This is a genomic window from Helicobacter sp. 11-8110 (assembly GCF_003288905.1).
Lineage (GTDB): Bacteria > Campylobacterota > Campylobacteria > Campylobacterales > Helicobacteraceae > Helicobacter_D > Helicobacter_D colisuis.
In genome coordinates this window covers 186209-207484 of the sequence record NZ_NHYL01000001.1, presented here as the reverse complement: position 1 = coordinate 207484, position 21276 = coordinate 186209, and the positions used below count along the sequence as shown (strand labels likewise).

Sequence of the window (21276 nt, the reverse complement as noted above, 5' to 3'; positions counted from 1 at the left end):
TGAAATTATAGTGAAATTTTATAAATCTCCCATAAATATGGGAGAAAAAAGTTTATAGTTTAAAGTGATTGATATGATTTTTTAAGATCGATGAAATTTCTTTTAGTGTTTGGGCAGATTTTGTGTTATTTTCCATAGAATTAGCCGTATTTCTTGAAGTTTCAGAAATTTCTTTTAAATCATTGGCAAGATTTTCCATATTTACAGTCTGTTTTTCTGCAGCACTAGTTACCTCTCTTGCCTTGTTGAGTGAATCGGTTGCTTGGGAGTTAATTTGATCTAGTATCTCACTTGCTTCATTAGCCAACTGCATTCCTTTCTCAACTTGTGGAACAGCAGTTTGGATAGCTTCAACTGCGGTTTGTGTTTCATTTTGAATTACTTCTATCATGCGTGCAATTTCAGAGGTGGCAACACCTGTGCGTTCAGCGAGTTTTCTTATTTCATCAGCAACAACTGCAAATCCTCTTCCAGCCTCACCAGCTCTTGCAGCTTCAATAGCTGCGTTAAGTGCAAGGAGATTAGTTTGATCGGTGATTTCTTTGATTAGTTCAGCACTACCGCTAATTTCTTGAGAGTGTTTTTCTAACATTCGAATATGTTCTGAAGATGAGGAAACGGTTTGGGTAATTTTCTCAATTTCGTTAATAGTTGTTTTCATTGCTTCAATACCTTTATTAGAAAGGCTTGTAGTGATTCCGGAGTTTTCTTCTGTTTGTTTTGCTATTTGTGAGACATAAGCTACTGCATCAACAACTTCTTCAATTTTTTGAACCGAATCTTCAGAGCTATTGAGTTGTCTATAAGAGGAAGCTTTTGCTTCTTCAGAACTATTGGCTACTTCACTAGCTCGCTCATTAAGCTCTCTTGAAGAATTCATAACCTCTGAAACAATTTCTTTAAGCTTCCTTTGCATTTGTTCGACAGAAGCCAACATGCTTTCTTGATAATTGGTATGAATAGGAGTATTTAAATTTCCATTAGCAATACTTAAAACTACCTTAACTGCTTCTTTTGGTTCACCACCTAATGATGAAATAATAAGCTTTGTAATATAAATAGCGATTAAAATTGCAATTACAAAAGAGATTCCAGCCAACCATAAAACAAGGCTAAGATAGTTTCCTATTTCCTCTCTAGCACTGATAGTAAGAGCTTGATTTTTTGATTCTTGGTAATCAATAAATTCATTTATAACTGCTAACCATTGAACAAAAGCACCCCTTGCTTGGGAAAGAAGTATATTGTGTGCAGCTGTTAGATCCCCATTTGCTTTAAGTTCGATAATATTGCGAATTAAAGGCATCGTAATGCTTTCTACTTTTTTAATACGACTTAAGATCTCTTTATCTTTGTCATCAACCATAACAGGATTTTGAAAGATTTGATCCATTTTTTCACTTGAATCGCGGTAGAAGCTTTCTAGCTTCTTGATTTGATTAAGTGTTGCTTCAAGCTCAACTGTATCTTCTAATAAAACAACATCTCTAACAGCGATTGCTCGATCATGCACACTCCCTCTAAAGTTAATTGCATAGCGTTGTTTAACCGCATTATCATCACTGATTTTTGTGAGTGTATTATCTACAAATTTGATTTTTATATAACCTGTAGCTGCAATGATAATAATAAAAGCCAAAATGATACCAAAGCCAATGAAAAGCTGACCCTTAAGGGATAAATTTTTTCCTATCATAAATAACTCCTTTATATAAAGTGCAAAATTCTAATATAAAATAATTTAAAAAAAATTAAATCGCAGAGGCTTTAATAATCTTTTGAATTAGCTCTAAAGGATGTGCAAAAAGCGTTTTGACTTTTTCTTGATGGAGAGCATTATTGAGTTGCATACGACATGCACTACATTCTGCTACAACATATTTAGCTTGTGTTTTGTTAATCATTTGAGCCTTTTTATTTCCCACTTTACTTGCTAGATTGAATTTTTCTGTTTGCATTGTGACACCACCAAAACCACAGCAAGCATTAGAATCTTCCATTTCAATTAAGTTGTAATTTTGACAAAGTAATTCGCGTGGCTCTTTCCAGATACCAAGCACTTTTCTGGCATGGCATGGATCGTGATAAGTGAATGTTTCTTGTAACTTTGGAAGAGTGGAGAGATACTCTTTGAGATTTGTATTGTGCATAAGCCAATGGGTTGCCATATGGATTTTAGGTAGTAATTTTTGGATTCTTTGTTTGTAGTTTGGGTTTTTCTCCATAAACCTTTCCCAATCTTCCAAAATCATTGCCGCACAAGTAGCTTCAGGAATCAAAATCGCCTCTACTTCATTAATGAAGCTTTCAAAGTAGGCGACATTTTCTATGATGAGTTGATTGACACTTTCAAAATCACCTGTAAAATAAGCAGGAGCACCACAACATTTTTGTTTTTTTGGAATCATTGTGTTAATCCCTAGCTTTTGGAGTATAAATACAAGCGATTCTCCCACGCTTTTATAATTATAATTTCCCAAACAGCCAATGAATATGGCAACTTTTTTGGGGTTGTCTTTGTTATAAATGAGATTTTCTTTGTGGGAATTTAAAAAACTTTTAGTCTGAATGGCTCCAAAGATTCTATTAGAGATAAAGGGGAGTTTAAAACGTGGTTTTATAGAATGATTATCGCTTGTTTTTTGGAAAAGCAAGGGTGTAAAAAATGCACCTAATTTCATACTAAAATCCATTATTTTACGATGCTTTAAAAGGTAGAAAAATATTCTCTTAAACCAAGTAATTCCGTATTTTTGGGCAATTTCATAGCGAATATTCTCAATAAGTGTGTCTGTTGGGAGAGAATTTGGACATACACTAACACAAGTGGTGCACAAAAAACAGGTCTCAAAAATATTCTTAGCATTTTTATCAAGCGGAATCTCTTTTCTTTGATAAGCACCCAATAAATCAATAAAACCTCTTGGAGAAGTAGCTTCATCGCCATTGATATTAAAGATTGTGCAATCTGGAAGGCATTTGCCACATTTAACGCAGGCATCACTTGTTTTTAAATAATTATAATCCTTAAAATGTTTCATTTTACGCCTTAGATTGTTTTGCTAAAGATTTTTTGATTGGGGCTAAACTTTTTAATATAGGCATCAAAAGCCATTACAATATTTCGGATAAGCAAAGTGCCAGTTGGGCTTACTTCAATACCATTGTTGTGAATTGTAATTAAATTTTCTACTGCAAAAATCTCTAATTCCTTTAAAGATTCACTAAAATATTCTTTAAAGTTAATATCAAATTGCTTTTCAATGGCTGAGAAATCTAATTTGAAATTACTCATAAGCTGCATAATAACGGACTTTCTAATCCTATCATCAAGGCTTAGCTTGATTCCTTTGGAGAATGGCAAAATACCTAAATCAATGGCTTTTTTGTAAGAGGGGAGATCTTTGTGGTTTTGAGCATAATAATCCATGCCCTCTCCAATAGAAGTTAAGCCAATCCCAATAGTTTGGGTCCCTCCTTTGGTACTGTAGCCTTGGAAGTTGCGCCGCAATTGTCCTTTTTGAATGGATTTAAAAAGCTCATCATCAGGTTTTGCAAAATGATCCATACCAATCATTTTATAACCATTTTCTTGTAAATGTTGTATGGTGCTTTTTAGGATATTAAGCTTTTCTTCGGGTATTGGAAGTGTGGTCTCATCTATTTTTCTCATTGTTTTTTTAATCCAAGGCACATGAGCATAATTAAAAATCGCAAAGCGATCTGGATTAAGCTTAAGGCATTGGGACAAAGTTTCTTGAAAAGTTTCAAGTGTTTGATAAGGCAATCCATAAATAAGATCAAAATTAATTGAGCTAATGCCAAAATCTCTAGCAATGCTAATGGCATCTTGAACTAACGAGAAAGGCTGGATTCGGTGGATTGCTTCTTGCACTTTGGGATTAAAATCTTGAATCCCAAAGCTAAGTCTGTTAAAGCCTCCATTTTTAAGCACTTGCATTTGTTCTTTGTTGAAGAATCTTGGATCGATTTCACAGGCGATTTCTGCATCGTTATGGAAGTTTGGAAAAGTCTCTTTTAACATTTGTATTAAAACTTCAAGCTCTTTAGCATGAAAAAAAGTAGGTGTTCCTCCTCCAAAATGTAGTTGACAAACTTCCTTGGTGCAATCCAATGTATTCTTTAGGATTTGTAGTTCTTTTTTTAGAATTTCTAAATAGAGTGTTTTGTTTTCTTCTTTACTTGTGTAAATCACATTGCAACCACAAAAATAACAAGCACTGCGACAAAAAGGCAAATGCACATAAAGCGAAAGGGGATTTGTATCTTTTTGTAAATCTTGTATGTAAGAATCATAGGTGTAGTCTTGATTGAATTCTACGGCAGTAGGATAGCTTGTGTAGCGAGGACCTGGTTTGGAAAATTTAGCAAATTTTTTAAAATCAATAGTTTCTTTCAAATTTTTAACCTTCAATAAGTTTGGTTTAATGATAGATTAAAATCCATAAACAAATAAGGGTAGCGTTTTCGGATATTTTTAATAAGATTTTTGGGATTTTTATTAAAATTCCCTGCCAATTCTTTTAGGGCAATGCACCATACATCTTCAAAATCAATAGGCATATTTTTGTATATTTCTTGCTCTAGTTTAAAAAGATATTTGTTTTTCTCAAGCTCTTTGGCTGATTCTATAAGAGAATTGATGCAAGAATCAGAAAGAAGATAGTATTTTTTGTTATTAGAATCCCTAAAGCAACAAGCTACAAAATCTTTTTCTCTAGAAAGTTCTAGCGTTTGTGGAAGGGGTAAGATATTCTCTTTTGCTTCCATTAATACTTGCTTTAATTCTTGATAGCCATTAGCCTTTTTGTGCTTTGTTAGCGGTTTTGGTGTAGCCAAACCATAACTCCTTTTTGTGCGTGTAAGCGATTTTCTGCTTCTAAGAAAATCTTACTTTGTGAAGATTCTAGGACTTCTTCACTAACTTCTTGTCCGCGATATGCAGGCAAACAATGCAAGAAAATGCAATCAGGCTTTGCTAATTGCATTGAATCTTTGGTAATGCAATAGCCCTCAAAAGCTTTTTTTCTCGCCTCTTTTTCGCTTTCTTGCCCCATAGAAGCCCAAGTATCAGTAGTGATAACATCAGCATTTTCAAGTGCTTCTTGCGGGTTATTGGTTAAAATTAATTTTGCGCCTGAAATTTTAGCAAATTCTTGAGCCTTTTGGTAAATATTTGGACATACTTCATAATTTTTAGGAGAAGCAATTCTTAACTCAAATCCCATTTTTGCTGCAAGCATAAGCCAAGAATGTGCCATATTATTTCCATCTCCTACATAAGTTACGATAGGGTCTTTATCTTTTTGGCATTCTTGCATAGTTAGATAATCTGCCAAAAGTTGCATAGGGTGAAAACTATCACTTAAACCATTAATTACAGGGATGCTAGAGTAATGAGCAAACTCTTCTAATCTTGCGTGTTCGTGTGTTCGCATCATAATCAAATCCACCATAGATGAAAGCACTCTAGCAGTATCTTTAATGGGCTCTCCTCTTCCTAGTTGTGTTTCATTGCTGGAGAGAAAAATCCCTTGTCCGCCTAATTGATAGATTCCAGTTTCAAAACTAACGCGAGTTCTTGTGGAGTTTTTTTCAAAAATCATACCAAGCGTTTTTCTCTCTAATAAATTGCTATATTTTCCTGCCTTTAAGTCTTTTTTAAGAGATTTTGCTATGTCTAAGATTTCTAAAATTTCTTGTTTGCTGAAATCTGCCAAAGTTAAAAAATGTCTCATATATTACCCTCTTTGGAGTGTTTTTTGAAAAATAAAAGCGATATTTTACACTTAAGAAGCTAAAATTTATTTTTAAAATGAAATAAAAATATTAGGGAATCTTTATGCACGAGTTTTCTATTGTGTCTTCGTTGATTGAAAATTGTGAAAGAATTGCCAAAGAAAATGATGCTAAGTTAGTTGTGGAAGTTTATTTGGAGATTGGGCGGCGCAGTGGGGTTAATGCGGTGTTGTTGCAGAGGGCATTTGAGGAGTTTAAGATTGGAAGCGTGTGTGAGAGAGCAAAGCTTTTGGTAGAGGAAGTAGAAGTGGAAGTATTTTGCGAGTTTTGCAAAAAGCAAAGTCAAGTTGTAGAGATTTGCTACACCAAATGTCCGCTATGTCAAAATGAGGGAGTAAAAATTGTAAAAGGAACTGAAATGCTTATTAAGCGATTGGTGATGGAATAAAATCTCTTTGGCGAATCCCTTCATAAAGCACGATTCCAACGCTTGTTGCTAGATTTAGACTTCTTGCGTTATTTTGCATAGGTATGGTGTAACAATAATCTTGATAGCGTGAAAGCAAAGCAGAATCTAATCCTGCATCTTCACGCCCAAAATGCAAATAAGCGCCTCTTTTTAAAGGGGCATTGTAATAGGGTATTTGACTTTTGGTAGTAAGATAGAAATGTGGAATTTCTAAAAGGTTTGATTCTACAAAGCTTGAGAGATTCTCCCATTCATAAACCTTAAGATGATCCCAATAATCCATTCCAGCGCGTTTAAGTTCTTTTTGTGTGATGCTAAAGCCCAGTGGATGAATCAAATGCAAAATACTATTGCTAGCAAAACATAGTCTCCCAATATTTCCGGTATTTTGTGGAATCCTTGGTTGGTGTAAAACAATATGAAACTGCATTTTATTTCCTTGGTGTATAAAATTAGCCCTCTATATTTAAAGGTGGTTTTGGTAGGGGTATATCTAACTCTAGATCATCAAGATGAATGGTTGATTCTTGATTGGTCTTTTGATTAACTATTTTAGATTCTGCTAAATTTGTTGATTTGTTTTGGGGTTTTGATTTTTTATTGTCTTGCGCGACACTTTCGCTCTTAATGAGTGCTTTAAAGATCAGTGCTAATGCTTTAGGATTATGTTTACAAAAATTGCTAAATTGATATTTAATAATATTGATCCGAATATCATTGATTTGCTGTTTTTTTGGCATTAATCTCCCCTAAAAGGGGAATTATAGCATATTTAATTTTTTTTGGAGAGCTCAATTCTTGCTTGTTTGCGTTTCTTTGCGTTATTGTAGCGACGAATTTCAGCTGGTGTCTTGGGTTCTAGTTTTGGAGCAGCAATTGGTTTGCCATTCTTATCGACACAAACCATTGTGAAATAGGCGCTATTAGTGTGTGTTACGATTCTTTTGTGAATATCTTCTGCAATGACTTTAATTCCCACCTCAAGAGAACTAGTGCCAGTGTAATTAACTGAAGCAAGAAAAGTAACAAGATTTCCCACTTCAATGGGATATTTAAAGGTAACACTATCAACAGAAAGTGTAACCACATATTCACCACAATATCTTGATGCACAAGCATAGGCAACTTGATCAAGCAATTTTAGTAAATCACCACCATGCACTCTTCCTTTGAAGTTTGCCATAGTAGGAGTCATTAAGACAGACATAGTAAGAGATTTTATATCAAAGACATTTTCTAAATTATCCATTCTTTATTCCTTAAAATTAAAATACCCTATCATATCATTTTTTAAGAGAATTATTACCATAAAGTATTAAATTTTTTAAACTTTCTAGAAAAAATCAAATAAAATGATACACTATTACTATAAAATCTTTAATTTGAGCTGTGTTAGAATTACAAAAAAGTATTAGGTTATTATTATGAATATTATGATTACAGGCGGTGGAACAGGCGGTCATTTAAGTGTTGCTAGAGCGTTTTTGGATGAATTTCATCAGCGAGGTTACACTTGTTTTTTTATGGGATCTATTAGGGGTCAAGATAGGGCTTATTTTGAAGAGGATAAAAGGCTTGCCAAAAAGTTTTTTTTGCAAACAGGTGGAGTGGTGAATCAAAAAGGATTTAAAAAAATCTTTGCTTTATTTTCGCATTTTAAAGCTTTTTTATTAGCAAGTAAGATTCTAAAATCCAAAAAGATTGATTTTGTTTTTTCTGTTGGGGGATATTCCGCAGCACCTGCAGCTTTTGGTGCAGTTTTTTTAAGAATCCCACTGGTAATTCATGAGCAAAATGCTAAAATAGGTCGCCTAAATAAAATTTTAAAGCCTTATGCGATGCTTTTTTTTTCTTCTTATTCAAAGGATTCTTTGATTAAATTTTATCCCGTACAAAAAGATTTTTTTAAATATTTTAGAGTAAGAGATAAAATACAAAATATCTTATTTATGGGTGGATCACAAGGAGCACAAGCGATTAATAATTTTGCTTTAGAAGTTGCCCTAGAGCTAAAAAAAAGAGGCATTAAACTCTATCATCAATGCGGAAAAAGTGATTTTCAAAGAGTGTTGTATGGGTATAAAAAAATGCCTCTAAAAGTTGTCCATATAACTAACACAAAAGATCTACAGGGTGATTTTGATGTGGCGGTGTTTGATTTTTGTAAATTTATGCCACAGATTTTTGGGGCTTGTGATTTTGCAATTTCAAGGGCAGGGGCTAGCTCATTGTGGGAATTGTGTGCTAATGGCTTGATGACACTCTTTATTCCTTACCCTTATGCAGCTGCAAATCACCAATATTTTAATGCAAATTTTTTAAAAGAAAAGAATTTGGGATTTTTGTGCGAAGAGAAAGATTTATCTTGTGAAGTTTTGTGGGATATTTTATTACAATCTCAACAGAATATAAAGCAAATTAGTCAATCCCTGCAAAATGAATGTAGTATCAATGCAGTAAGAGAAATGGTTGATTGTGTGGAGAAAACTTTGAAGAGATAATTCTTCCATACAAGAAGCTATAAAAAGTAAGTATGAGAAGTGATTGAGTGAGTTATAAAGGCAGATAATGCAGAAAAAAAGAGATTCTGCATTAAAAAGTGCGCTTAAGGAGTTCTTCTGGGCGTAAAATTGTAATGAGTCTATCATCTCGTTTTCCAACTCCATAGATGAGATTTTCATCTTGACTAATGGTTTCTGGAGTTGGATCAATGTCAGATTCTTTAATTCTAACTGCCTCTGTGAGACGATCTATTACAAAACCTGCTCTTTCTTCTTGATTGCGTATAACAATATAGCGTGTATCCTCAGTTGGTTTTTCATAAGGTAGTCCAAATTTCAAGCGCAAGTTAATTAGTGGCACAACCCATCCACGCATATTAAAGACACCCAAAACATAGTTTGGAACCCCCGGAACCCTTGTGTATTCTAATGGTTTAATAATTTCTTGAATACTTAGGATTGGCACAGCAAACTCTTCTGATCCAACCACAAAGGCAACAAGCTGAATAATATTTTCAGCTTCAGATGCTGGTTTTTTTTGCTCTTGTTGTTTTTGTAGAACATCGCGTAATTGATTGCTCATTATTCGGTTACCTCCATAGTTAAATTAATATTTCTCTTAACAACATTCATTAAATATTCTGGTGAATAAGGTTTAGTGATGTATTCTGTCATTCCTGATTCAACTCCGCGCATTCTATCGGTTTTACTTGTCCTGCTTGTAACAGCAATGAGAGGAAGGTTTTTGAATTTAGCATATTTTCTAATCTCTCCTGCTAGAGTATATCCATCCATTTTTGGCATTTCAATATCAATCAAAATAGCATCAAAGGTTTTATCACCATTTTTAACAATCTCAAGAGCTTCCATGCCGTTTGTTGCTTCTGAGATACTAATTCCTAATGGTTTAAGAGATTTTTTCATAATCGCTCGATCTGTCATTGAATCATCAACAATTAAAACTTGGTAATCACTAGGTGAATTTTTTTCTTTTTTAGTTTCACTTTCTTGAGCAAGCTTGCTAATACTAACTTTAACTTGTTTTGCCATTTGCATCATTGCAGCAATATCTACAATAAGCGTTACTCTACCATCTCCGCGGATTGTAGCACCTGCAATACCTTCTGTTCCTTTTAGATAAGAACCAAGCGACTTAATAACAACCTCTTCTTGACCAATGAGGAAATCTACAATCACCCCAATTTTATTTTCTGCCAATCCTATAACGACAACATAGGCTTGTTCTGCATTGTCAAATACCGAATCAACCCCAAAAATATCCGCTAAACGCACTAAAGGCAACACTTCATTTCTTAGGCGCAATACACTTTTATTTTCAACAGTGTAGATTTCATCTTGAGAGATTCTAACGGTCTCTATAACAGAGGCAAGCGGAATAGCATAATATTCCTCTTGCACTCCAACAAGCAAGGATTGAATAATAGCAAGTGTTAAAGGAATTTTTAGCTTTAGGGTAGTTCCTTCTCCATAAGTGCTATCAACATCAATAATTCCATTAAGTTTTTCAATGTTTGTTTTTACAACATCCATACCTACACCGCGTCCGCTAACATTGGTTACAACCTTTGCTGTAGAAAAACCGGCTTTAAAAATAAGAGAATAGGCTTCTTTATCAGTCATACTATCTGCTTCTCTTTCGCTAATTATCCCCTTTTCAACAGCCTTGGCTTTAAGGATTACTGGATCCATTCCCTTACCATCATCAGTGATTTCGACGACAATGTGATTTCCTTCATTATAGGCTTTTAATTCAACAGTTCCTTGTTCCTTTTTGCCAGCTGCAATTCTTTCTTCTTTGGATTCAACTCCATGATCGCAAGCATTTCGGATTAGATGCACCAATGGATCCCCAATTTCTTCTACAATAGACTTGTCAAGTTCTGTCTCTTCACCACTAATAACTAATTCAATATTTTTTCCAAGTTCTCTTGAAAGGTCGCGCACCATTCTAGGGAATTTGTTAAACACCCTTCCAATAGGTAACATTCTTGTTTTCATAACCGCAAGTTGAATATCTGTTGTTACCATAGATACGGAAGCAACGACTTGATTAAGCTCTTCTAAAAATTTTTCTCCCTCATAGCGCTCTTCAACATCATTGTAAATTTTAATTAAGCGATTTTTACCTAAGACTAATTCACCAATTAGATTCATTAAGCTATCCAATCGCTTAACATCAACGCGGATAGTTTGCTCTACAGATGTGGCAAGTGTTTTATTATCATCTTGTCGTGGCGCTGACTTTGCCTGCGGCTTTGGTTCGGCAGGTTTTGGAGAGGGTTTTGGGGCTTGTGTGGCTACCGCTGGAGTTTCTGTAATTTCTTTTGGAGCTTGAACATCGCTAACTTCACCTTTAGCTTTTTTTTCTTCTCGTTTTTTCTTATCTTCTTCTTGGCGCTTATTAAGTAGCCTTTCAATCTCGCTTTCAATTTCTTCAGGGGACATATTAGAATAATCTAATTCTTCTTCATCTTCTTGTGCGGTCTGCGGTGCGGATTCTTCTGCTTTTGGAGCTTCTTGTGCAACTGGTGCTGTTTCTTGTGGAGACTCTCCTTTAGAAATTGCATCAAGACGCGCTACAACATTAGCAATATCTGAATCTAATCCAGTGTTAGCATCTGTTCCTGCATCGCGAATTGCATTAAGCAATTTTTTCATAAAATCAATTGATTCTAAGACAACATCCATAATATCAGGAGTAATGACTAACTCCCCATGTCTTGCCTTGTTTAAAACATCTTCCATATGGTGTGTTAAATGGGTTAGGACTGAGAAGTTTAAGAACGATCCCGAACCTTTAATAGTGTGTGCTACTCTAAAGATACGATTTAACAATTCTAAATCCTCTGGTCTGTTTTCTAGTTCCACCAAATCTTGATCTAGTTGCTCTATCATCTCAAAAGCTTCGATTAAAAAGTCTTCTAATATTTCTTGCATTTCATCCATTTATTTTTCCTTTTTTGATAGATTTGAAATTTTAAGCATTATTTAATTCTTGATTGTATTTGCTAACAATCCGCGAAACTTCTTCATGGAATTTGTTGGCATCAAATTTAACAAGATACGATTCTGCACCTGCTTCCTTGCCACGACTTTCACTAAATTGATCGCTAATTGAAGAGCTGAAAATAATAGGGATTTTTGAGAATCTCGGATCTTCTTTGACTTTGGCAGCAAAGTGAAAACCATCCATTTGTGGCATTTCAATATCGGATATGATAATTTTTAGCTGCTTAGCAAGATTTTCGCTGTAGTTTTCATATAATTTTTCTAGTTTTTGCAATCCGGCTGCCCCATCATTTGCTTCCACAACATTAAAGCCCATTTTCTCCAAGAAATCCTTGATAATCTTTCTTGCAATGGAGCTATCATCTAAGATAAGTGCTAATCCATCAAATTTATTATAAGTGTGATCAGAGCCAATTTCTGGGTGGTAAAAACCTAAATCCTGCACAATGCTTTCTAAGTCAAGAATCAACAAAACTTGATCGCCCTCAATCCTTGTAACTCCTGTTACTCTGCTTTTATCTAAATTTTCACTTGCAGAAGAGCTAAAATGCGCGGGTTCAATATCTTTCCAGCTAATACGACGGATTCGCTTAGCTTCATGCACGATAAAGCCAATCATAATGTTATTGAATTCTGCGATAATAACTCGGGGTTTGATTTTTTTATTTTTTGGAGTTTCGACATTCATCCATTTTGCAAGATTGATTACAGGTATGACTACTCCGCGCAGGTCAAAAATACCTTCAATGTATTCTGGCACCCCTGGAAGTTCAGTGAGTTCAGGTAGGCGTATGATTTCATTGACTTTAGCAACATTGATTCCATAAACACCTTCATAAAGCTTACCTTTTTCGATTTTATAGATTCTAAAATCGACTAATTCCATTTCATTGGTGCCAATTTTTAAAGTATCGGTTTTTTCGAGATTTGACACTAAAACTCCTTTGTTTTGAAGGATAAAGAATAATTGTTGGATTCTACAATAAAATATGTTTTTTTACAAGTAAAAAGGGGCAATCCTATATAGTTAATTGAATCTAATTTTGCTATTTCCCCTAAATGAAAGTGTCCTTCTATAATATAAGAATCGCTATGTATGCCAAGTTTTTTTTGGTATTTGCGGATTCTATTGTTGATAAAATCTTTAGGATAATTAAATTTTATTTTATTTTTATTTTGGAGATAAGAGAGAATTTTTGGATATAAAATGGAATTAAAACAATTTAAAAAAGTGAGAATAAAGTGGTTTCTAATTAAGTGCGCATAAAAATGATAATGCCAATTTAAAAAAATATCCCCATGCGCAAGATATGCTTTTTGTTGATTAAAAAGAAAGCAAATAGGTTGTTTGGCAAGTGGATAATAATGGATATTTTTAAAAAAAGGTAGATTTTGTAAAGAGAAATCGTGATTACCTTCAAAATAATGTAATTCATGCTTTAAAGAGAGTTTTTTAAGTATTTCTAGTGTTTTTTGATTATCGGTGATGCTTCTAGATACTTCCCCTACTAAAAAATCAAAAATATCACCCATAAAAAAAATTTGTCTTTTTTTTGATTTTAATAGAGAGATCAAAAAATCATCTAAGACATTATTATAAAGAGAATGGTGATGGGAATCGGCTATAAAAATGGCATCTTGCTGAATGGAAATAGGTTGCATTAGGGGATATAAGCAATTTGGGGTAAGCCTAATTTTTCATCCAAGCCAAACATTAAGTTTGCATTTGCAACAGCTTGAGAACTAGCGCCACGCAAGAGATTATCAATGCTGGAGTTGATAAATAAATCTTTACCATCATTTTTGGCATAAATATCGCAGAAATGTGTTCCTGCAACATTTTTAATTTGTGCGCAATTTTTAGTGATGCGGACAAAGAATTCATCTTTATAGTGTTGATTAAGAATCTCTAATGGATTAATTTCTTCTTTGAGTTTTGCATAAACAGAAACTAACATTCCTCGTGTAATAGGAACAAGATGTGGGACAAAAAGGGTTTTAAAATCAACTTTGCTAATTTTTTTGATTTGTTCGTTAATTTCAGGGCAATGGCGATGTGTGATAGGAGAATAAGCAAAAAGATTCTCATTGATAGTAACAAAATGAGAAGTTTGAGTAAGTTTTTTTCCAGCACCGCTTACACCGCTTTTAGCATCAATATAGAGTGTTTGAGAGGGATCTAAGTAAGACATAAAAGGTAAAATAGCTAACAATGAGGCAGTTGGATAACAGCCTGGATTTGCAACAAGATTGGTATTCTTAATTAAATGTCGATTGTATTCAGGTAGCCCATACACAGCGTTTTTAAGATTTTCCTTATCTAAATGAGGGCAGTAAGATTCTTCATATTTTTCAGCTGATAAGCGGTAATCGGCGGATAAATCTACGATTTTAATATTTTTAGCAGAGAGTGCTTTGACATATTCCATTGCCTTTTGGTGGGGGAGAGCTAGAAAAACTAGCTCGCATTCTTTTGCAATTTGCTCGATTCTAGCTTCTTGAATTGGCATACTAAGAGTGTTTTTTAAAGAGGGGTGAAGTAGGGCAATATCGCTGTAACTTTCTGTAGCACAGAGTGTATGAAGCTCAAAAATAGGATGATTAATCAATATTTTCACGAGTTCTAAACCAGTATAACCACTTACGCCAACTATTCCAACTTTAATTTTCATTGATAACCCTCAGTAATAAAATATATTTGTTTTGTGAATTCAAGAAAAAGAGTTTAGCAAGAATCAGCCACCACCTAAAAATGTGAAGCATTCAATAACATCGCCATTTTTAAGCATATAACTTTCCCATTGATCTTGTTTGATAACCTCAAGATTAACTGCAATTGCAACGCTTTTTTGTTCAATTTTGTATTCTTTTAATAATTCTAAAAGATTTTTAGAATGGGTAGCAATGAATTGACCATTAAGCTTTAATTCCATTGATTTTAACCTTAGATTTTTAAAAATAAGTAACGCAATTTTTATGTTTTTTTGCTGAAAAATTTATAAAAGAAACCTTCTTTTCTGATTTTTTCTCCTTGAGTTAAAAATAATTCACCCTGTTTAATATTTTCCCTTATAGTGCTTCCTGCGCCAATAATGCAATTATCTTCAATTGTTATGGGTGCGATTGCTTGAGAATCGCTGCCAATAAAAACATTTTTGCCAATTTTGGTTTGAAATTTTGCTTTTCCATTGTAGTTGCAAGTAATAAAGCCAGCCCCAATATTTGTCCCCTCATCTACTTCGCAGTCGCCAAGATAGCTCAAATGTCCAGCTTTAATTCCATTAAGTGTGGATTTTTTTACTTCAACAAAATTGCCAATGTGGGTGTTTTTTAAAATGCTTTGTGGGCGCAAATGTGCCATAGGTCCAATATCACTGTTTTCAACATGGCTTGATTCAATAACGCTATGGGATCTAATATGAGAATTAATAATTTCTGTATCCCCATAGAGACTAACTCCATTTTCAATAATGCATTCACCTTTAAATTTAACTCCCTCTTCAATATAAATTGTGTGGGGTAGTTTCATAATTACGCCTTGCTTCATTAGCATTTTTTTGATTCGATTGCCCAAAATTACTTCAGCATCAGCCAAATCTGCCTTATCATTCACGCCTTTAAAATTTTCTAATTCTACAAATAAAGGAATAATATTTTTAGAATCTTGTTTAGCTAAAGTGATAATATCGGTGAGATAATACTCTTTTTGTGCATTATTGTTTTTAAGCTTAGGTAAGTAAGTTTGTAAAATTTCACTCTGAAAGCAATAAACTCCAGCATTTAGAGTGCTTAAGGCTAGGATTTCAGAATTAGCATCTTTTTCTTCAATGATGGCTTGGACTTGATTGTCTTGTATTACAACGCGCCCATAACCATTAGTGTTGGGCAGATCTATCACACTCATAATAATGTCACCTTTAGCAATGAGAAATTGTTGTAATTCGCTTGATTGAATAAGCGGCATATCTCCATTCAAAACAAGGATTTTTTGGTGTTTTGGATGATAGTTTTTTAGTGCCCCCCCAGTGCCAGGATAATTTTCTGTATCTTGAAAGATGAAGTTGATTTTATCTAAAAAATATTTTTCCATCGATTTTTTAATTTTATCTGCCTCATAGCCTAGCACAACACTTACATCATTACTGAGCTTTAAAGATTCTTTGATGGTGTAATAAAGCATTTCTTTGCCACAGATTTGGTGTAAAACCTTTGGAGTCTGCGACTTCATACGCGTTCCTTTGCCTGCAGCTAAAATAACAATTGATAATTGAATGGTTTCCATAAAAATATCCGTGTATTTTGAAGATTTTAATAAAATTTTAACACAATAAAGTTTAGAATTTAAAATATTTTTCGAAAAACTTGAAATTAAAGCTTTAACTTTTTAATAAGGAACAACAAAGTTATGGATTTAGCAACTATTATTGGTATGTCTTTGTCTTTTATTTTGATTGGAACGGCTATGATGCTTGGGGTTGGGGTTGGTCCTTATATTGATATTCCATCGGCTCTAATTACAATTGGAGGTTCAATTACGAGTTTGTTTATTGGTTATAAGATGGAGAATATGAAAAAAATTTTCTCTTATTTTCTTGTTGCTTTTAAGCCACAGACTTTTGATGTTCCAGCATTGGTTAAAAAGTTGGTTGATTACTCTACACAAGCAAGGCGCGATGGTATTTTGTCTTTGGAGCAACAATCTAATCAAGAAGAAAATGATTTTTTAAAGCGCGGTTTAAATATGGCAATTGATGGTGCAGAGCCCGATAGCATTCGAAGCTTATTGGAAACAGATTTAGATCGAACTTTGGAGAGACATAAAGCAAATGCAGGGATTTTTGATACTTGGGCAGCATATGCTGGGGCTTATGGGATGCTTGGGACTTTAATTGGATTGGTGGCAATGTTGCTTAATATGTCAGATCCAAGCTCTATTGGTCCTGCGATGGCAGTTGCTTTGATTACAACTCTTTATGGTTCGATGGTGGGTAATATTGTTGGTGCGCCCATAGCTAATATTTTGAATGTACGAGCCAATGATGAAGCTTTAGTAAAATTAATGATTATTGAAGGGATTATGTCGATTCAAGCAGGAGATAATCCACGATCCCTAGAAGCAAAGTTGCTAACTTTTTTACCTCCAAATCAACGCGTTAGTCAATTTGAATAATTGTTTGGATTTGTTGTATGGCAAAGCGTTGTCCTTCCTGTGATTGTCCTCAAGTAATGCCTTTGTGGCTTGGGACATATGGAGATATGGTTACATTAATCCTTACTTTTTTCATTCTTCTTTTAACAATGGTTACTTTTGATGCCAAAAAGCTTACAGAAGCAGAGGGGAGTATCCGCGGTAGTCTTAGTGTGTTATCAGGGGGAATTAAAACTGAAGAGAGTAAAAATCGCATTCAACAACAAGCAGACATTACCACTGACCCAGAAACAGCTGAAGAGATAATAAAAGTGGAGAGTGAAATTTTAGAATTTAAAGAAGATGCTAGAGTATCTTTGGGTCCTTCTGTGATTGATGATGATGGAAAAGATGGATTTATTTTGCGATTCAATGGTCGTTTGCTTTTTGATGAAGAAAAAACAATAATTGAAAATGCTGATGAAATTTTATTTTTAAAAAGGCTGGCTTTAATTTTGCAAAAAATGCCTCAAGCGATTCATTTGGATATCATTGGATATGCTGATAATGTAGAGGGAAAAGCTAATTTAAAATACCGAGATAGTTTGGGTTTAAGTGCCTTGAGGGCTTCAAGTGTTGCTAAGATTCTTATTGATAATGGAGTTAATCCGCAAAAAATAACTTCTCTAGGTGGGGGCGCAACAAATTTTTTATTACCAAATATTAATGCAGAGAATCGTGCGCAAAATCGCCGAGTCGAGTTTCATTTTTATCCACAAGATAGACATTTGCATCGCGTAAAAAATGTGCTAGATAAGACAAGGGAACAAAAGCTTTATGAGCAATCTCAAAAAAATATCCCAGCAACATTGCAAAATAATGAAAAATAAGGGTTTTTTGATGTTGCGTGTGTTGTTGTGGTTGGGGTTTTTTGCAGTGGTCGCATTTTCAGCTCCACCTGAATTGCCACAAAGTCCAACTATTCCAACAATTGATTTAACACTTAGCGGTCCTAACGAACCAGCAGATCTAGTGGCTATTTTAAATATCGTTATTGTTTTAACTCTACTTGTTTTAGCCCCTTCATTGATTTTGATGGCAACAAGTTTTGCAAGACTTCTGATTGTTTTTTCATTTTTGCGCACAGCATTAGGAACACAACAATCTCCCCCTACACAACTACTTGTTTCCTTTGCTTTGATTTTGACTATGTTTATTATGGAGCCAGTATTTAAAGAAGGGTATGAGCAGGGGGTAAAGCCCTATGTTGCAAAAGAGATTTCCTATCAAGAGGCTTTTGTGCGAACTTCTCAACCTTTTAAGGATTTTATGATTCGCAACACGCGCCCTAAAGATTTGGCATTGTTTTATCGAATTAGAGGAATGGAGAATCCACAAACTGCGCAGGATGTGCCTTTTACTATTGCTTTGCCAGCCTTTATTATCAGTGAGATGAAGACAGCCTTTCAAATTGGCTTTTTGCTTTATTTACCTTTTTTAGTAATTGATATGGTAATTAGTTCAATTCTTATGGCAATGGGTATGATGATGTTGCCTCCAACAATGATTTCATTGCCTTTTAAGATTTTGATTTTTATTTTGGTTGATGGCTTTAATTTGCTTACAATGAATCTGGTGGAGAGTTTTCGCTAGTGTTCTGTGAATATCTTGGAGTTTGCGGTGGTTGCAGTATTTTGGAGGAATGTGGCTTAGAAGCCAAAGTTGCTTATGCTAAGCAACTTTTGGGAATCAATAAATGTGATGTTATTAGTCTAAAACAAGATTCTTTTAGAGCTCGTTGTGAGCTTGGAATCTTTCACAAAGATGATAGCATAAGCTATGTAATGCGCAAAGATAGGCAATTTGTTTGCATTGAGAATTGTTGTAATTTATTAGAAACTTTGCAGAAGTTTTTGCCAACTTTAAAAGAAAAGCTTAATCAAGAAAATTTCAGAGATTTTAGGCAGAAGCTCTTTGCTATTGAGGTGCTTAGCACACAAAATAATGAAATTTTGCTCACTCTTATTTATCATAGAAAGCTTGATGAGTTTTGGCTAGAAAAAGCCAAGGCTTTAAAAAAATCTTTGCAAAATTTTCAAGTGGAGATTATGGGGCGTAGCAAGGGTGTGAAATTGATTGTGGATAAAGATTATGTTGTTGAGACATTAGAGATTTTTGATAAAAAGTATTTTTATCGTTATGATGAGGGGGTTTTTACTCAGCCTAATCCCAAAATTAATGAAAAAATGATTGAATGGGTATTACAGAGCATTCCATCAAGCAGTGGAGATTTGCTTGAAATGTATTGTGGTTGTGGTAATTTCACGATTCCACTTTCTCAAAAATTTAAAAAAGTTCTTGCCACAGAAATTTCCAAAGTTTCCATACGGGCAGCAAAATTTGCATGTGAGCAAAATGGAAGTGATAATATTGCCTTTGTTCGTTTAAGTGGTCAAGAATGCATTGAAGCAATAAAGGGTTTAAGGAAGTTTGAACGATTAAGGCAAATTAACTTAGAGACATATTGCTTTTCTATGGTTTTGGTTGATCCACCAAGAGCGGGATTAGGTGAAGAGGTGTGTCAATTTTTGCAGGATTTTCCATCTATACTTTATATTTCTTGCAATCCTTTAAGTTTGGCTAAGGATTTGGAGATTTTAAATCAGACACATAGGGTTGTCAAAGTGGCTTTTTTTGATCAATTTCCACATACTCTACATTTAGAGACAGGGATTTTATTGCAAAAAAATGATATTGATTCGCAGATATATTAAATACTAAAGAATCGCTACTCTTAATTTTTAAAAATAAATTAAAATATTAATTATTAATAAAATTTAAAGCATTTTTTAAAGAAAATACCATTTCCAAAAAAAAATTAAATGGAAGGTAAAAATGAAAAAAATATTTCTTATTGCAATGCTTGGAATTCTAGGCTTTGGATTGGTAGGTTGCAGTGATACTAAACAAAATGCAAGTAATTCACTAGAGACCATTAAGCAAAAAGGCGTTATTACAATAGGAGTTTTCAGTGATAAACCACCTTTTGGTTTTATTAATAAAGAGGGCGATAATGACGGATTTGATGTGAAAGTTTCTAGACAAATTGCTAAGGATTTATTAGGTGATTCTAGTAAGGTAAAATTTGAGCTTGTTGAAGCAGCTAGTCGTGTTGAGTTTTTAAAAAGTGGAAAAGTTGATGTGATTATGGCAAATTTCACAAAAACTCCTGAAAGAGAAGCGGTGGTAGATTTTGCTTCACCTTATATGAAAGTAGCATTGGGTGTAGTTTCTAAAGATGGAGCTATTAAAAGCATTGAAGACTTAAAGGGTAAAAAACTTGTTGTTAATAAAGGAACAACAGCTGATTTTTATTTTAGTAAGAATCACCCAGAAATTGAGCTTTTAAAATATGATCAAAATACAGAAGCTTTTTTAGCCTTAAAAGATGGTAGAGGAGACGCTTTGGCGCATGATAATCTTTTGGTATTTGCATGGGCAAAAGAAAATCCGGGATTTGAAGTTGGGATTGCAAAGCTTGGCAATGAAGATGTAATCGCTCCTGCGGTTAAAAAAGGAGATAAAGAATTGCTAGAATGGCTTAATAAAGAAATTGAAACACTAAATAAAAATGGCTTTATGAAAGAAGCTTATCAAGAGACTTTAACGCCTATTTATGGTGAGGACAAGCTTAGTTCTGTTATATTTGCAGAATAATATTAACATTTATAGCTCTTTTTGCTCTTGCAAAGGTGGCTTAAGAAGCAGTTTTGACACTGCGGATTGAGCGCTTTGCAAATATATCTCCCAAAAAGCACCATAGCTTGGTGTAAAGTAGCAAGATTATCCACAAAGATTTTTGTTAAATCCTCCTCAGTCCCTAAAGGTGTGTTGGCATTACTTAATCCTAATCGATGAGAAACTCTAAAAACATGCGTATCAACAGCAATAAAATTGGCTTCTTTAGATTCGATTAAAACGACATTGGCGGTTTTTTGTCCCACACCCGGAAGGCTTTTGAGTGCCTCTCTATCAAGGGGAATCTCTCCATTAAAACTTTCACAAACCACTTCTGCCATTGCTTTTAGATTGGTGGCTTTATTGTTAAAAAATGAGCAGCTTTTGATTAGATTTTTAATATCCTCTAAAGAAGCATCTTTTAGAGCTTGTGGAGTTGGATATTGCTCAAAAAGAGCAGGGGTGATGAGATTAACACGCTTATCGGTGCATTGTGCTGAAAGCATCACAGCAATGAGTAATTCATAATCATTGCGATAAACTAATTCTGTTTTGGCATTTTTATAATGTTCTAAAAAAAGAGCTTTAATGGCTTGAATCTCCTTTTTTGTGGCTTTTTTTACTTTTTTATCTTGCATAATAGATTCCTG

The 21276-nt window shown here is 34.1% G+C and carries 23 protein-coding genes; 7 read left to right on the top strand and 16 right to left on the bottom strand.

Features of this window, described 5'->3' with window-relative positions; all coding sequences use genetic code 11:
* Positions 1-52: 52 nt before the first annotated feature.
* Genes CCY98_RS00970 through argF form a run of 5 tightly spaced genes read right to left on the bottom strand, consistent with a single transcriptional unit; the run spans position 53 to position 5759 of the window.
* The gene (locus tag CCY98_RS00970) at positions 53-1696 is read right to left on the bottom strand and encodes a methyl-accepting chemotaxis protein (protein ID WP_112056741.1); all 1644 of its coding nucleotides are present in this window, start codon (positions 1694-1696) and stop codon (positions 53-55) included.
* A gap of 55 nt (positions 1697-1751) precedes the next feature.
* On the bottom strand, positions 1752-3041 hold the full coding sequence (locus tag CCY98_RS00965) for a (Fe-S)-binding protein (RefSeq protein WP_112056740.1): 1290 nt from the start codon (positions 3039-3041) through the stop codon (positions 1752-1754).
* Positions 3042-3049: 8 nt separating this feature from the next.
* Positions 3050-4420 (bottom strand): oxygen-independent coproporphyrinogen III oxidase, encoded by a 1371-nt coding sequence (hemN, locus tag CCY98_RS00960; protein ID WP_112056739.1) that lies wholly within the window; start codon positions 4418-4420, stop codon positions 3050-3052.
* An 11-nt stretch (positions 4421-4431) separates the two neighbouring features.
* Positions 4432-4860 carry a DUF2603 domain-containing protein gene (locus CCY98_RS00955; RefSeq protein WP_112056738.1) on the bottom strand — a complete coding sequence of 143 codons (429 nt, stop codon included), beginning with the start codon at positions 4858-4860 and terminating at the stop codon, positions 4432-4434.
* Positions 4839-5759, bottom strand: a complete 921-nt coding sequence (argF, locus tag CCY98_RS00950; RefSeq protein WP_112056737.1) for an ornithine carbamoyltransferase — start codon at positions 5757-5759, stop codon at positions 4839-4841. The genes CCY98_RS00955 and argF overlap by 22 nt, the downstream gene beginning before the upstream one ends.
* A gap of 104 nt (positions 5760-5863) precedes the next feature.
* On the opposite strand from argF, the gene hypA reads away from it, so the two are divergent.
* Positions 5864-6208 carry a hydrogenase maturation nickel metallochaperone HypA gene (gene hypA, locus CCY98_RS00945; RefSeq protein ID WP_112056736.1) on the top strand — a complete coding sequence of 115 codons (345 nt, stop codon included), beginning with the start codon at positions 5864-5866 and terminating at the stop codon, positions 6206-6208.
* Here the strand turns inward: hypA and CCY98_RS00940 are convergent.
* Genes CCY98_RS00940 through CCY98_RS00930 form a run of 3 tightly spaced genes read right to left on the bottom strand, consistent with a single transcriptional unit; the run spans position 6186 to position 7478 of the window.
* Positions 6186-6659 (bottom strand): tRNA (cytidine(34)-2'-O)-methyltransferase, encoded by a 474-nt coding sequence (locus CCY98_RS00940; protein WP_112056735.1) that lies wholly within the window; start codon positions 6657-6659, stop codon positions 6186-6188. The genes hypA and CCY98_RS00940 overlap by 23 nt on opposite strands.
* 22 nt (positions 6660-6681) lie before the next feature.
* Positions 6682-6969 carry a hypothetical protein gene (locus CCY98_RS00935; protein WP_112056734.1) on the bottom strand — a complete coding sequence of 96 codons (288 nt, stop codon included), beginning with the start codon at positions 6967-6969 and terminating at the stop codon, positions 6682-6684.
* Between the two features lie 32 nt (positions 6970-7001).
* On the bottom strand, positions 7002-7478 hold the full coding sequence (locus CCY98_RS00930) for an acyl-CoA thioesterase (protein WP_112056733.1): 477 nt from the start codon (positions 7476-7478) through the stop codon (positions 7002-7004).
* A 175-nt stretch (positions 7479-7653) separates the two neighbouring features.
* Here CCY98_RS00930 and CCY98_RS00925 point away from each other — a divergent pair, with 175 nt between their 5' ends.
* Positions 7654-8730 carry a UDP-N-acetylglucosamine--N-acetylmuramyl-(pentapeptide) pyrophosphoryl-undecaprenol N-acetylglucosamine transferase gene (locus CCY98_RS00925; protein WP_112056732.1) on the top strand — a complete coding sequence of 359 codons (1077 nt, stop codon included), beginning with the start codon at positions 7654-7656 and terminating at the stop codon, positions 8728-8730.
* A 91-nt stretch (positions 8731-8821) separates the two neighbouring features.
* Here the strand turns inward: CCY98_RS00925 and CCY98_RS00920 are convergent, their stop codons facing one another.
* From CCY98_RS00920 to glmU, 7 genes are all read right to left on the bottom strand, one after another.
* A complete protein-coding gene (locus CCY98_RS00920; RefSeq protein WP_112056731.1) occupies positions 8822-9313 on the bottom strand; it encodes a chemotaxis protein CheW in 492 nt (163 codons plus the stop codon).
* Positions 9313-11697 (bottom strand): chemotaxis protein CheW, encoded by a 2385-nt coding sequence (locus tag CCY98_RS00915; RefSeq protein WP_112056730.1) that lies wholly within the window; start codon positions 11695-11697, stop codon positions 9313-9315. Before CCY98_RS00915 ends, CCY98_RS00920 begins: the two co-directional genes overlap by 1 nt.
* Positions 11698-11728: 31 nt before the next feature.
* Positions 11729-12694 carry a chemotaxis protein gene (locus tag CCY98_RS00910; protein WP_112056729.1) on the bottom strand — a complete coding sequence of 322 codons (966 nt, stop codon included), beginning with the start codon at positions 12692-12694 and terminating at the stop codon, positions 11729-11731.
* Positions 12694-13293, bottom strand: a complete 600-nt coding sequence (locus CCY98_RS00905; RefSeq protein ID WP_258437772.1) for a metallophosphoesterase — start codon at positions 13291-13293, stop codon at positions 12694-12696. The genes CCY98_RS00910 and CCY98_RS00905 overlap by 1 nt, the downstream gene beginning before the upstream one ends.
* Before the next feature lie 128 nt (positions 13294-13421).
* Positions 13422-14432: an N-acetyl-gamma-glutamyl-phosphate reductase gene (gene argC / locus CCY98_RS00900; protein ID WP_112056727.1), complete on the bottom strand. Its 1011-nt coding sequence runs from the start codon at positions 14430-14432 to the stop codon at positions 13422-13424.
* 63 nt (positions 14433-14495) lie between these two features.
* Positions 14496-14693 carry a sulfur carrier protein ThiS gene (gene thiS / locus CCY98_RS00895; protein ID WP_112056726.1) on the bottom strand — a complete coding sequence of 66 codons (198 nt, stop codon included), beginning with the start codon at positions 14691-14693 and terminating at the stop codon, positions 14496-14498.
* 41 nt (positions 14694-14734) lie between these two features.
* Positions 14735-16042 (bottom strand): bifunctional UDP-N-acetylglucosamine diphosphorylase/glucosamine-1-phosphate N-acetyltransferase GlmU, encoded by a 1308-nt coding sequence (gene glmU, locus CCY98_RS00890; protein WP_112056725.1) that lies wholly within the window; start codon positions 16040-16042, stop codon positions 14735-14737.
* Positions 16043-16165: 123 nt separating this feature from the next.
* Here glmU and CCY98_RS00885 point away from each other — a divergent pair, with 123 nt between their 5' ends.
* The 5 genes from CCY98_RS00885 (at position 16166) to CCY98_RS00865 (ending at position 20605) form a co-directional block, all read left to right on the top strand.
* Positions 16166-16930 (top strand): motility protein A, encoded by a 765-nt coding sequence (locus CCY98_RS00885; RefSeq protein ID WP_112056724.1) that lies wholly within the window; start codon positions 16166-16168, stop codon positions 16928-16930.
* Positions 16931-16947: 17 nt separating this feature from the next.
* Positions 16948-17778: an OmpA family protein gene (locus CCY98_RS00880; RefSeq protein ID WP_112056723.1), complete on the top strand. Its 831-nt coding sequence runs from the start codon at positions 16948-16950 to the stop codon at positions 17776-17778.
* Between the two features lie 10 nt (positions 17779-17788).
* Positions 17789-18541, top strand: coding sequence for a flagellar type III secretion system pore protein FliP (fliP, locus tag CCY98_RS00875; RefSeq protein ID WP_112056722.1), 753 nt, complete (start codon positions 17789-17791; stop codon positions 18539-18541).
* Positions 18541-19662: a tRNA (uridine(54)-C5)-methyltransferase TrmA gene (trmA, locus tag CCY98_RS00870; protein ID WP_112056721.1), complete on the top strand. Its 1122-nt coding sequence runs from the start codon at positions 18541-18543 to the stop codon at positions 19660-19662. The genes fliP and trmA overlap by 1 nt, the downstream gene beginning before the upstream one ends.
* A gap of 121 nt (positions 19663-19783) precedes the next feature.
* Positions 19784-20605 (top strand): cysteine ABC transporter substrate-binding protein, encoded by an 822-nt coding sequence (locus CCY98_RS00865; protein WP_112056720.1) that lies wholly within the window; start codon positions 19784-19786, stop codon positions 20603-20605.
* A gap of 2 nt (positions 20606-20607) precedes the next feature.
* On the opposite strand, the gene nth is transcribed toward CCY98_RS00865, so the two are convergent.
* Positions 20608-21264, bottom strand: coding sequence for an endonuclease III (gene nth, locus CCY98_RS00860; RefSeq protein ID WP_112056719.1), 657 nt, complete (start codon positions 21262-21264; stop codon positions 20608-20610).
* Positions 21265-21276: the final 12 nt, after the last annotated feature.